Genomic DNA, 11,699 nt, shown 5'->3' with positions numbered 1-11,699 from the left:
CGGGGGGCCGTCACCCCCCCCCCCCCCGCCCCGGGGGGGGGCCCCCGCCCCACCAACGCGGCCGGGCCGCGCTCTCGCGCGGCCCGGCCGTTCGCTGTTCCGTCCGGGCGCGGCCCTACGCCCAGACCTGGCCGTCGAGGGCGTTCGCCGCGTCGTCCAGGCCGTCCGAGTACGCGCCCGTCGACAGGTACTTCCAGCCGCCGTCGGCGACCAGCATCGCGATGTCCGCGGGCCGCCCCGCCTTCGCGGCCTCGCGCGCCAGCGCGAGCCCCGCGTGCAGCACCGCGCCCGTGGAAAGCCCCACGAACAGGCCCTCCTCGCTCAAGATCTCCCGGGTGCGACGCAGCGCGTCCTCGGTGCCGACCGACAACCGCCGGTCGAGGACCTTCTCGTCGTACAGCTCCGGCACGAACCCCTCGTCCAGGTTCCGCAGCCCGTAGACCAGCTCGCCGTACCGCGGCTCGGCCGCCACGATCTGCACGCCCGGCGCCTGCTCGCGCAGGTACCGGCCGACGCCCATGAGCGTCGCCGTCGTCCCGAGCCCGGCCACGAAGTGCGTGATCTCCGGGAGGTCGCGCAGCAGCTCAGGGCCGGTGCCCTCGTAGTGCGCTGCCGCGTTCGCCGGGTTCGCGTACTGGTTGAGCATCACCAGGTCGGGACGCTCGGCGGCCATGAGCCGGGCCTTCGCGACGGCCGCGTTCGAGCCGCCCGCCGCCGGTGAGAACACGATCTCGGCGCCGAACGCGGTCAGCAGCTGCCGCCGCTCCAGCGAGGTGTTCTCGGGCATGACCGCGATGAGCTTGTAGCCCTTGCGGCGCGCCAGCATCGCCACGGCGATGCCGGTGTTGCCCGAGGTCGGTTCGAGGATCGTCGCGCCCGGTTTCAGGAGCCCGTCGTCCTCGGCGGCCTCGATCATCTTGGCGGCCACCCGGTCCTTGACCGAGCCGGTCGGGTTCGCGCCCTCGAGCTTCACCCAGAGCCGGATGTCGGGCGAGGGCGAGAGCCGCGGGAGTCCGACGAGCGGCGTGTCGCCGAGCGTCGCGGTGATGTCCGTGAAGCGTGCCACGGCCAGTCCCTTCTCCGAACTACATGCCGCCCGCGACGGCGGGGAGGATGGTCACCTGGTCGCCGTCGGCGAGCGCCGCGTCGAGGCCGCCGATGAAGCGGACGTCCTCGTCGTTGATGTACACGTTCACGAAGCGGTGCAGGGTGCCCTCGTCGGTCACGACGCGGCCCTTGAGGCCGGCGTGCTGGGCGTCGAGGCTGTCGAACAGCTTCGCGAGGGTGTCGCCCTCGCCCGTGACGAGCTTCTGGCCGCCGGTGTGGGTGCGGAGGATGGTGGGGACGCGGACTTCAACGGACATGATGGATTTCCTTCGATTCTCGGAACAGCCCGGCAGGGGCCGTCGATGTGTCTGACTCGCAGCGGGTACTGCATGACGAACGCCGGGCCGGGCCCGGCGGGAACTCAGGAACAGTCGTAGACCGTCGAGTCGGGGGTGTGCGCGAACTTGTAGCTCTGCACCGCCTCCGGCGCACCGGTCACCTCGATGGGCTCCTCGGTGATCACCTCGTCGGCGATGCGGAACGATCGGACCTCGGCCACGTCCGGGTCCTTGGTCGTCACCAGCACGTAGTGCGCGCCCGGCAGACCCAGCTGCGAGGCGATCCCCGCGTCGGAGCGCGAAGGGTAGGCCTCGGTGTGGGTGTGCGAGTGGTAGGCCACGACGACTTCCTCGTCGTTGTCCCACATCTGGTCGTAGACCTGCTTCCACTCCTCCGAGTCGAACTCGTAGAAGGTGGTGGAGCGGGCAGCGTTGATCATCGGGATGTGCCTCTTCGGCGCTCCCGTGCCCTCGGGGCCCGCGATGAGACCGCACGCCTCGTCGGGGTGGTCAGCCCGGGCGTGCGCGACCATCGCCTCGACCAGTTCATGCGCGATCCGCAACACGCAAGCAAGCGTACACGCGGCGCGAGGAGCCCAGAAGCCCTCGCTCAGAGCGTGAGACATGCCCGGCAAAGCTTGCGTGCCGCCCATTGGCACGGCCGCGACCTGCGCCGGGAGGGAATAAACGGGCGGGTGTGAACACCGCTCGCGCGCGGGGTCCGTTCGTCCGCCAGGTGCATTAGGCTCGCCGGTATGTCCGTCACGTTGCCGCGCACACCCCTGTACACCGACCACTACGAGTACACGATGCTCGAAGCGGCCCTCCGCGACGGCACCGCGGAGCTGCCGTGCGTCTTCGAGGTCTTCGGCCGCCGCCTGCCCACCGGCCGCCGCTACGGCGTCGTCGCCGGGATCGGCCGCCTCTCCGAGGCCATCGAGCGCTTCCGCTTCGAGGACAGCGACCTCGACGACCTCACCTCCCGCGGGGTCATCAAGCAGTCGACGGCCGAATGGCTCGCCGACTACCGCTTCAAAGGCGACATCGACGTCTACGCCGAGGGGGAGCTCTACTTCCCCGGCTCCCCCATCGTCACCGTCTCCGGGACGTTCGCCGAGTGCGTGCTCCTCGAGACGCTGACCCTCTCGATCCTCAACCACGACAGCGCGATCGCCAGCGCCGCCGCCCGCATGGTCACGGCCGCGCGCGGCCGCCCGATCCTGGAGATGGGCTCGCGCCGCACGCATGAGGCCGCCGCGATCGCCGCGTCCCGGGCCGCGTATCTGGCCGGGTTCGTCGCGACCTCCAACCTCGAGGCGGGGCGCCGCTACAAGGTGCCGACCTCGGGCACGAGCGCGCACGCGTTCACGCTGCTCCACAAGTCCGAGATCGAGGCGTTCCAGGCGCAGATCGACGCGTTCGGGACCGACACGACGCTGCTGGTGGACACGTACGACATCACGCAGGGCATCCGCAACGCGATCGAGGCGGCCGGGCCGCGGCTGCGCGCCATCCGCATCGACTCGGGCGATCTCGACGTGATGGCCACTGGCGCTCGGGAGCTCCTCGACGAGCTGGGTGCGCACGACACGAAGATCGTGGTCTCGGGCGACCTCGACGAGTTCTCGATCGCGGCGCTGGCGGCGGCCCCTGTGGACATTTACGGGGCGGGTACGGCGGTCGTGGTGGGCTCGGGTGCGCCGACGGCGCAGCTGGTCTACAAACTGGTCGAAGTGGAGGGTCGCCCGGTAGCGAAGCGCTCGGAGCACAAGGGCACCAACGGGGGTCGCAAGATCGCGGTGCGCCGTCACAAGCCGACGGGCACGGCGACGGAGGAAGTGGTGGTCTCCCAGGGGGAGCCCGAGGCGCAGCCGGGCGACAAGCGGCTTCAGGTGCCGCTGTTCCAGGGCGGCGAGCTCGCGCCGCAGCCGACGTTGGAGGAGTCGCGGGAGCTGCTGCGTCAGCGGCTCATCTCGATCCCTTGGGAGGGGCTGAAACTCTCCCCGGGCGATCCCGCCATCCCGGTGGTGCAGCTGCACGGGGGCGCGTAGCCGCAGGGCTTTCGGGATACGATGCGAATGCCCCTGTCCGCGTTCCCACCCCCCGCGCCTTCGTAGTACCTGCGATCCTCCCCGAAAGGAACCGCCCCAATGGTGTTCAGCAAGCTCAAGGCCATTCTCGGTAGTGGCATCCAAGTCGACACGCTCCTGCATGAGAAGCACGTCGTCCCCGGCGGTGTCCTCAAGGGCGAGGTGCGGATCTCCGGCGCCGAAGTGGATGCCGCGGTGGAGAGCGTCGAGATCGAGTTCACCGCCCTGGTCGAGGACGACAGCAAGGGCGAGGACGCGGCCGGCGTCGTGCACGACTACTTCAAGACCGAGATCTCGGGCAAGTTCGACCTCGCGAAGGGCACTGCCCACCCGATCGCGTTCGAGGTGCAGGTGCCTTGGGAGACGCCGTTCAACAACGTCGAGCAGCGTCCGCTGGTGGGCGGCATGAAGCTCGGGGTCTCGACGCACCTGTCGCTGGACCAGGCGCTGGACAAGGGCGACCTGGACTGGCTGACGGTCGAGGCGCTGCCGGTGCACAAGGCGGTCTGGGAGGCGCTGGAGGCCTTGGGCTTCGCGTTCCAGGAGACCGACTTGGAGCTGGGCACGATCCAGGGTGCGACGGTGCCGTTCTACCAGGAGGTCGAGTTCTGGGCGACCGAGGGCGAGTTCCACGGCCGGGTCCGGGAGCTGGAGGTCGTGTTCGTGGTCGGCGAGGCGAACACGGATGTGGTGTTCGCGGCGGACAACTCGGCGGAGCTGCTGGCTCCGGACTTGAACTCGACGATCCGCTTCTCGCTGCCGACGGCCGAGCCGGGCGATGTGACGGAGACCGTGAAGGCGCAGTTGACCCAGCTGCTGGCCCAGAAGGGCGCGTAAGACCAGCTAGAGGCCTTGGAGGGCGGTTCCGCGATGCGTCGCGGGGCCGCCCTTCGGCGTTGCCGCTGAAGAATTCCGGGCCCGGACTTGCACATGTTCTACGTATACGTATAGTCTCTACGTATACCAAGGACAGCCCCTGGAAGGAGGTTAAGATGCCGTCATGCCCAACAAGACGATCTACGTCGCCGACAAGGACCTGCCCCTCTACACCCGAGCGCAGGAACTCGCGGGAGGCAACCTCTCCAAGGCGATCTCGACGGCGCTCAAGCGCTACGTCGACGCCGAGGAGGGTCGCCTGGAGGGCTACGAGGAGATCACCGTCCCCGTCGGCCCGGGCACCGGCCGCAAGCGGCAGCGCCAGCGCTTCACCGGCGTCAAGCTCGGCGAATGGGTCCGCTCGAACGAGAAGAAGGCGGAGATCTACCGGGTCTACCGCTCGCGTTCGGGCAAGTTCGTGATCCACGTCGAGAAGACGCCCGACTTCGTGCACGAGACGAACGAGACGGGCTGGCGCAAGCTCCTCGGCTTCGGCGAGCAGAGCTACGCCATGAACTACGGGGACGCCACGCTCGAAGTGGTCGAGACGCTCGACGAGCTCAAAGCGAAGATCCCTGAAGAGCTGTACCAGATGGTCGCCGCCACCGCGGAGGCGCCGCCGGTGCAGGACCTCGACATCTAGACCCGCTGCGCCGCAAGCGCACTCGAAGACATCACCAGCGGTCCCGGGCACGTCCCGGTAGTCGGCCGCACCCTCTGCACCGCACACCCGCCGGGGCGGAGCCCTGCCTACTGACAGTCCACATTGTACTGTCACCGTCCCTGAACATCGAGGTGAAACCGTGTTCGACCTTGGAATGGTGCTCACGCTCTACCCACCGCCGCACCGGCTTTCACCGGACCTGTCACCACGTCAGGTCGATGTCAGCGCCATGTCAGCGGCCCCGGCCAAAGTACTCACATGCCCGGCGAGGGAAACCGAACCGGAACCACCGCAGCCCGCGAAGACACGAAACGAGGAACGATGAACACCCAGCAGCCCATCGCCATCGAAGCCCGGAACCTCACCAAGTCCTACGGCGAGAAGTCCGTCCTCGGCGGCATCGACATCTCCGTCCCCGAAGGCACCATCTTCTCCCTGCTCGGCCCCAACGGCGCCGGCAAGACCACCACGGTCAACATCCTCACCACCCTGATCCCCGCCAGCGGCGGCGACGCGTTCATCCACGGCAACCACGTGGTCGGCGACGCCGACGCGGTGCGCAAGAGCATCGGCGTCACCGGCCAGTTCGCGGCCGTCGACGGCCTGCTCACCGGCCGCGAGAACCTTCACCTCATGGGCCGGCTCCACCACCTGGGCAAGGCGGAGACCAAGCGCCGCACCGAGGACCTGCTCGAGCGGTTCGACCTGCTGGACGCCGCCAGGCGCGTCCCGTCGACCTACTCCGGCGGCATGAAGCGCCGCCTCGACATCGCCATGTGCCTCATGGGCGACCCGAAGGTGATCTTCCTGGACGAGCCGACCACCGGCCTCGACCCGGCCGGCCGCCGCGTCGTCTGGTCGATCATCCGCGAGCTCGTCAAGGGCGGCACCACGATCTTCCTCACCACGCAGTACCTCGAGGAGGCCGACGAGCTGGCCGACAAGATCGCGGTCCTCGACGGCGGCAAGATCGTCGCCGAAGGCACGCCCGAGGAGCTCAAGCGGCTCGTCCCCGGCGGCCACGTCAAGCTCCGCCTCCGCCGCGGCGACCAGGTCGAGCAGGCCGTGCGGATCCTCGCCGCCACCGTCTCGGACACGGACCCGCTCGGCGTCCAGGTCGCCTCGGACGGCTCGGTCGACTCGCTGCGCAGGATCCTCGACACCATCGACCGCGAGGGCATCGAGGTCGACGAGCTCACGGTGCACACGCCGGACCTCGACGACGTCTTCCTGACGCTCACCGGCCACACCGCGAACCTCGAAGCCGCGGCCGCCGCCGCGTAACCCACCTGAACCTTTTCGCAACGCCCACAAGGAGAACTCCGATGAGCACCCTCGCCTATTCCGTTTCCGACACCTCCACGATGCTGCGCCGCCAGTTCAAGCACATGCTCCGCTACCCGTCGCTGACCCTCATGCTCGTCGGCATGCCGGTGGTCTTCCTGCTCCTGTTCGTCTACGTCTTCGGCGGGACGATCGGCGACGGCCTCGGCGGCCCGACCGGCGGCCGCGAGGCGTACCTGACCTACCTGACGCCCGGCATGCTCCTGATGGCGATCGTCGCCGCCGTGCAGGGCACCGCGATCAGCGTCGCGATGGACATGACCGAAGGCATCATCGACCGCTTCCGCACCATGTCGATCGCCCGGGTCTCCGTCCTCACCGGACACGTGATCGCCTCGGTCATCCAGTCGTTCCTGTGCATCGCCGTCACGCTCGGCGTCGCCGTGGCGATCGGCTTCCGCCCCGAGACCGATGCGCTCGGCTGGCTCGGCCTCGCCGGTGTGCTGCTGCTGATCTCGTTCGGCCTGACCTGGCTCACCGTCGGACTCGGCATGGCCGCCAAGACGGTCGAAGAGGCGTCGAACACCCCGATGCCGCTGATGCTGCTGCCGTTCTTCGGCTCCGCCTTCGTCCCCACCGACTCGATGCCCACCGTGGTCCAGTACTTCGCCGAGTACCAGCCCTTCACCCCGTTCATCGAGGTCGTCCGGGCGCTCCTGTTCGCCAACGCGGTCGACGGCGTGGACCTGGTCCTGACGATCGCCTGGTCGCTGGCCTTCGCGCTGCTGGGCTACGTGATCTCGAAGAAGAAGTTCAACAACCCCTCCCCGCCCCCCACACCCCCCCCCCCCCCCCCCGGGCGGCCCGCGCCCGCGCCCCGCCCTTCGGGGTTCCCGTGACAGATGCCACCGCGCGATGAATCCTGAAGGGCGCCGTCGTCTACACGGGCGACACCGACCGCAGGAGGAACCGCCATGACCACCCAGCCCAAAGGCCCCGCCGCGTACTTCCCCTCCATCGAGAAGACGTACGGCCGCCCGATCGCGGACTGGCTCGCCGACCTCGCCGCGTGCGGCATCGACGGCCACAAGCCGCAGGTCGAATGGCTCAAGACCGAGCACGGCATGGGCCATGGCCACGCCACCGCCCTGGTCACCTACTACCGCAACCCGGGCAAGTGGCCGGCGTACGAAGGCGCCTAGCACTTGCATGAGATTATCTTAATGAGTAAGATAATCTCATGACGAGGACGAACCTGAACCACACCGGCACCTCCGTGGCGATCGTCGGCGCGGGCCTTTCGGGCCTGTGCCTGGCGCAGTACCTGCGCCGCAATGGCATCGACGCGCAGGTCTACGAGCGCGACGCCGCTCCGTTCGCCCGCCCCCAGGGCTACCGCATCACCGTCGACGCGGACGGCCTCGGCGCGCTCCGCGAGAGCCTCCCGGCGCACCTCTACGACCTCGCCGTGGCCGTCGCGGGCCGCTCCGGCGGGTACTTCCGCTTCACGAACCAGCACCTCCGCGAGGCCTTCAAGCTCACCTTCGAGGAGACCGAGGACGGCGAGCGCCAGATGGACCGCCAGGTCCTGCGTTCGATCCTCCTCGTCGGCCTCGAGGATCGAGTCCACTACGGCCGCAAAGCGGCCGCGATCGAAACCGGTTCGGGTGCCACCCGGCTGCGTTTCGAGGACGGCGCCTCGGTGACCGCCCGGGTCGTGATCGCCGCCGACGGCATCGGCTCCGCGCTGCGTGACCAGATCCTGCCCGGCGGCGGCCCCGCCGACAGCGGCGTCGCCGGGATCTACGGCCGCACTCCCCTGGTGCAGGGCGGCAGCCGCGTCCTCCCGGCCGAACTCGACCGCAGCGGCGTCCTCTCCCTCGGCGGCCGCAGCGGCCGCGCCGTGTTCTTCACCGCCATGGAGTTCTCGCAGGACCCGAAGGCCGCCTTCGCCGAACGCGTCCCGGGCGCGCCGGTCGTCGACGTCGGGGACTACGTCATGTGGGGCGTCGTGATGCCCCAGTCCGACATCCCCGCGGGCACCGCCTGGAACGACGCGCCCGCCCTGCACCGCCTCGCCGAGGCCATCGCCGCCGACTACCACCCGGCCGTCCGCCGCCTCATCAGCGCGGCCGACCCTGAGGCGACCATCCTCAGCCACTTCGCGGTCGGCCGACGCCCCGAACCGTGGGCGATCCCGAACGCCGCCGTGATGGGCGACGCGGTCCACGCCATGCCTCCATTCGGCGCCCACGGCGGCAACACCGCTTTGCGGGACGCGTCGCTGCTCGGCGCTAAGCTGGTGGCCGCGTACGAGACCGGGGGGTCGCCGAGCGCGATCGACGACGCGCTCGCCGCGTACCGCGACGAGATGATCCCCTACGCGTTCAAGGCCGTCGACATGGCCGAGGGCATGATGCGCCGATTGACCGGAAGCAAGGGGGTGCAGAAATGGGTGATGCTCAAGCTGCTGCCGAGCCTGCACCGACCGCTGGTGCCGACGGGGTGAGTCCTCGCGAGGCGGCCGTGGGCGGGTACTTGGCGAGCGGACGGCAGGAGTCGCGGCTGTCGCTGATGTTCCGCACCGCGGTCGCGGCCGAGCTGGGACTCACTGTGACGGACATGGAATGCCTCGACTTCCTGATTGAGAGCGGATCGGCGACCGCAGGGCAGCTGGCCGAGCAGACCGGACTCACTACGGGTGCGATCACGAGCATGATCCGGCGCCTCCAGAACGCGGGCTACCTCCGCGCCGAACGCGACCCGGACGACCGCCGCCGGGTCATCGTGACTCCCGAACCCGAAGCGCTGCAACAGGGAGCGGAGTTGTACGCGCCGTTCGGCGAGCAGGTGGCCGAACTGGTCGGCGCGTACAGCGAGGAGGAGCTCGCCTTCCTGACGAGGCATCAGCAGGCCATGGGCGAGATCTACACGGCCCAGCTCGAGCGGCTGCGGTAGCCACCGTTCGGCGCGGAGGACCGGCTGCCCGGCCTGATCGGTCCGGCGTTCAAGCTGGCAGCGACGAAGCGGTGGTTGGTTGGGCGGGGCTTCTGTTCGGCTGTGGGGTCTGATTCGTGCGCGGTTCAAGCGGGCAGCGACAAAGGGTGTGTGCCATGCGGCAGCCTGGCAGCGCGGAGATAGCGCGGCGGAGGTCCGAGCTTCTCCCGGCTTGTCCTGCGCCCCAGGCGGTCTGGAGGCCTCCGTGAATGTCCCTCATGGAATGTTCACCCCATTGGGTGATGGCGCCAAGCAGCCGACCTGTCACTATTGAACTACGAACACGAAAGCGAAAACCGGCAGGACATTCGAGAACAGGAAGGGAGGCGAAAGGACCCATGAGCCACTGCACCACCACCCCGAACCCCGTCCCTCCCCTGGCCTCCGACCGGCCCTCCCAGGCAGCGGCTATCCGCTCCACCCTCGACGCAGCCGCCGCCGCCATCAACACCCAGCACGCCCAAGTGCTCTCGGCAGTGATCGCGATGAAAGAGCAGGGCCTGCACCGCTCCGAGTTCGGCTTCTCCGCCCTCCGCGACCTCCTGGTCTCCCAGTTCGACTTCACGTTCAACACCGCAGGCGCCATCGCGGCCATCGCCCGCCTTTCAGGGAAGTTCCGTGTGCTCGCTGAGGCGGCGACGACCGGGAAAGCCAGAATCGACCAGGTCGCCTTCGCGGTCCGCCAGCTCGACCAGACCACGGCCATGCGCCACTTCGCCCGCACCCCCTTCAAGAACCCAGTCCCCTCCCCCTTCGACCCCCAGACTCTGTGCACCACCCCCGAAGCGATGGTCACCGAGTACTGCGCGCATGCCACCTTCAAGGACCTGCGCCGCCACCTCGACGAACTGTGGGCCTCCATCGCCGAAGCGACCGAACTGCTCGACGAACTCGGGCAGCAGTCCATGCAGCGCCTCGACCTGACCCCGCAGCACAACGGCATGTGGGCCTTGGAAGGCCAACTCTCGGACGCGACCGGGCGGCTGCTGGAGAAGTACCTCAAGACCGCCTGCCCCCCGCCCCGCCAAGACGAGACCGACACCGACGGCATCCTGCCCCCGCAAGCCAACCGCCACGCCGAAGCCCTGCACCAGCTCCTCGCCGGCTACGGCGCCTCCCCGCAGGCATCGACCCGGCACGGGCACACCGCCACCCTCAACCTGGTGGTGGACATCGAGACGCTGCAGGGCCGCGACACCGGCCGCACCCCGCTCCTGGAAGGCCAGCCGATCAGTCCCGCCCGCGCCCGGCTCCTCGCCTGCGAAGCCGCCATCATCCCCGCCGTCTTCAACTACCGCACCGGCGAAGCAGTCGAACTGGGCCGCGCCGAGCGCCTCCCCAACACCGCCCTCCGCCGCAAACTCGAACTCGAGCAACCCGACGGCCCGTAGGCGACAGTTTCACTAACCGCGTTTCCGCAGGTAAACAACCTTATCATGGGCATTTTGCACTGAATACCGCGGCTGGCACGGGCCTCCCCATGGCTCCGGCACGAAGCCAACAGAGTTCGATGATCAAGTCTTCCGTGAAGCTCGGATGAGATCCAAGGGGACGCCGAGCTCGGCCTCGAGATGTCTGGCCGTTCTTCGGCTGCCTGCTTTGTCGAGCTCGGTGATGGCTTCCTCCACCAGTCCCGAAAGGCGGGCTACCTCACCCCGGAGCTCGGCCAGCCCACTCCGTCGCTCTTGAATCTCTGCGCCACACCAGGTTCGCAGCATCTCCCATTGCGGGGCGTACTCGCGGTCAGTCTCGATGCAGATTTCAGGGTCGATGTATAGGCCTCCTGAGCGCGACGGGTAGCGCTGGCCGTATATGGCTCGGCGTGGCCGGTCCCGTTCTTCTTGGTCGGCGAGATCAAGGAGCTTCTCGGCGTTCGCGCGCGCCAGTGCTTGGGCGGCGACCCTCAGCGCGGGCCAGGGGGCCACGATCTGGCCATCCTCGCTGAACGCCGCCGGATATGACAGGAAATCCTCGCGCTTGAGACCAGTCTCAGCCTCGAAGGTGTCGAGATCATCCGTCCACAGCACCGCTCTGCGGTCGGCTGACCGCCAATCAATGTAGTGAAGGGCCTTGAGGTGATCGAAGATCAGGGTGCACGTCTTGGCCTCGATGGTGTCGACGGCTTCGGCGGACGCGTCTTCGACCGCGTGCCAGCGCCGCTCTGCCTCGAAGAAGCCCGCTCGATCCTCCCAACGTACTTTCAGCCGCGACGGCGGTACCCAGTCCTCGCGCCCCTCATGTTCATCTTCTAGGAACTTGATTTTGAGTCGGGCCGGACGCTTGGTGCCGACCTTCAGCACCTTCACGCACGCCAGCTCGTCGCGTGACCGAGCGCGGTACCCCCAGAGCTCACCGGGTTCGAACTCGACGTTCTGTTGCATTCAGCAATCGTGAACGATGCCT

General features: G+C 68.6%; 13 protein-coding genes. 9 read left to right on the top strand and 4 right to left on the bottom strand.

Annotation, left to right across the window (positions count from 1 at the left end; translation table 11 throughout):
• Nucleotides 1-115: 115 nt before the first annotated feature.
• The 3 genes from O1R50_RS03545 to O1R50_RS03535 all read right to left on the bottom strand — a co-directional run bounded on the left by O1R50_RS03545 (nt 116) and on the right by O1R50_RS03535 (nt 1,951).
• Nucleotides 116-1,066, bottom strand: coding sequence for a PLP-dependent cysteine synthase family protein (locus O1R50_RS03545; RefSeq protein ID WP_270108486.1), 951 nt, complete (start codon nt 1,064-1,066; stop codon nt 116-118).
• A gap of 19 nt (nt 1,067-1,085) precedes the next feature.
• Nucleotides 1,086-1,364 carry a MoaD/ThiS family protein gene (locus tag O1R50_RS03540; RefSeq protein ID WP_205327806.1) on the bottom strand — a complete coding sequence of 93 codons (279 nt, stop codon included), beginning with the start codon at nt 1,362-1,364 and terminating at the stop codon, nt 1,086-1,088.
• A gap of 104 nt (nt 1,365-1,468) precedes the next feature.
• Entirely contained in the window at nt 1,469-1,951 is a 483-nt protein-coding gene (locus O1R50_RS03535) for a M67 family metallopeptidase (protein ID WP_270108485.1), read from the bottom strand.
• 189 nt (nt 1,952-2,140) lie between these two features.
• Between O1R50_RS03535 and O1R50_RS03530 the strand changes: the two genes are divergently transcribed.
• The 9 genes from O1R50_RS03530 to O1R50_RS03490 all read left to right on the top strand — a co-directional run bounded on the left by O1R50_RS03530 (nt 2,141) and on the right by O1R50_RS03490 (nt 10,687).
• Nucleotides 2,141-3,436, top strand: a complete 1,296-nt coding sequence (locus O1R50_RS03530; protein WP_270108484.1) for a nicotinate phosphoribosyltransferase — start codon at nt 2,141-2,143, stop codon at nt 3,434-3,436.
• 99 nt (nt 3,437-3,535) lie between these two features.
• On the top strand, nt 3,536-4,312 hold the full coding sequence (locus tag O1R50_RS03525) for a sporulation protein (RefSeq protein WP_270108483.1): 777 nt from the start codon (nt 3,536-3,538) through the stop codon (nt 4,310-4,312).
• Between the two features lie 163 nt (nt 4,313-4,475).
• Nucleotides 4,476-4,994 (top strand): EXLDI protein, encoded by a 519-nt coding sequence (locus O1R50_RS03520; RefSeq protein WP_270108482.1) that lies wholly within the window; start codon nt 4,476-4,478, stop codon nt 4,992-4,994.
• Nucleotides 4,995-5,336: 342 nt separating this feature from the next.
• Nucleotides 5,337-6,299 (top strand): ATP-binding cassette domain-containing protein, encoded by a 963-nt coding sequence (locus O1R50_RS03515; protein WP_270108481.1) that lies wholly within the window; start codon nt 5,337-5,339, stop codon nt 6,297-6,299.
• 41 nt (nt 6,300-6,340) lie between these two features.
• Nucleotides 6,341-7,198, top strand: coding sequence for an ABC transporter permease (locus O1R50_RS03510; RefSeq protein ID WP_270108480.1), 858 nt, complete (start codon nt 6,341-6,343; stop codon nt 7,196-7,198).
• A 75-nt stretch (nt 7,199-7,273) separates the two neighbouring features.
• Nucleotides 7,274-7,501, top strand: a complete 228-nt coding sequence (locus tag O1R50_RS03505) for a DUF4287 domain-containing protein (protein ID WP_270108479.1) — start codon at nt 7,274-7,276, stop codon at nt 7,499-7,501.
• A 38-nt stretch (nt 7,502-7,539) separates the two neighbouring features.
• A complete protein-coding gene (locus tag O1R50_RS03500) occupies nt 7,540-8,808 on the top strand; it encodes an FAD-dependent oxidoreductase (RefSeq protein WP_270108478.1) in 1,269 nt (422 codons plus the stop codon).
• Nucleotides 8,805-9,257: a MarR family winged helix-turn-helix transcriptional regulator gene (locus O1R50_RS03495; protein ID WP_270108477.1), complete on the top strand. Its 453-nt coding sequence runs from the start codon at nt 8,805-8,807 to the stop codon at nt 9,255-9,257. Before O1R50_RS03500 ends, O1R50_RS03495 begins: the two co-directional genes overlap by 4 nt.
• Nucleotides 9,258-9,634: 377 nt before the next feature.
• Nucleotides 9,635-10,687, top strand: coding sequence for a DUF222 domain-containing protein (locus tag O1R50_RS03490; protein WP_270108476.1), 1,053 nt, complete (start codon nt 9,635-9,637; stop codon nt 10,685-10,687).
• Between the two features lie 123 nt (nt 10,688-10,810).
• On the opposite strand, the gene O1R50_RS03485 is transcribed toward O1R50_RS03490, so the two are convergent.
• Nucleotides 10,811-11,677: a hypothetical protein gene (locus O1R50_RS03485; RefSeq protein ID WP_270108475.1), complete on the bottom strand. Its 867-nt coding sequence runs from the start codon at nt 11,675-11,677 to the stop codon at nt 10,811-10,813.
• Nucleotides 11,678-11,699 lie beyond the last annotated feature (22 nt).

The organism is Glycomyces luteolus (assembly GCF_027622875.1).
Taxonomy (GTDB): Bacteria; Actinomycetota; Actinomycetes; order Mycobacteriales; family Micromonosporaceae; genus Glycomyces; species Glycomyces luteolus.
This window is presented reverse-complemented; position numbering and strand designations above follow the sequence as displayed.